Annotated in this window: 2 tRNA genes; both read right to left on the minus strand. The window is 44.2% G+C overall.

What is annotated here, in order from left to right:
- Window positions 1-148: 148 nt before the first annotated feature.
- Window positions 149-224: transfer RNA gene (locus tag AC1M36_RS28530), tRNA-Ala, on the minus strand.
- Window positions 225-232: 8 nt separating this feature from the next.
- Window positions 233-309, minus strand: a tRNA-Ile gene (locus AC1M36_RS28535).
- Window positions 310-419 lie beyond the last annotated feature (110 nt).

Here is a 419-nt window from a genome sequence, read left to right on the forward strand (position 1 = left end):
ATCGGCGTTAGTCCCGTCCTTCATCGACTCCTAGTGTCAAGGCATCCACCGTGCGCCCTTTCTAACTTAACCAAACTAAAATTAAAAAATATGAGCTACACTGTTATCTAGTTTTCAAAGAACATACCACGCTATATAAAATAGCTTTTGGTGGAGCCTAGCGGGATCGAACCGCTGACCTCCTGCGTGCAAGGCAGGCGCTCTCCCAGCTGAGCTAAGGCCCCAAGTTGTATGGTGGGCCTAAATGGACTCGAACCATCGACCTCACGCTTATCAGGCGTGCGCTCTAACCAGCTGAGCTATAGGCCCATACAAATTGCAGAATTAATTTATATCATATCCTCTTTTAAGAGTCAACACTTTTATTGAACTCTCAAAACTAAACGAAAACGAAACACGGAAACTTATATTGATAAGCA

It is taken from the genome of Bacillus sp. Medicinal_06, assembly GCF_056711665.1.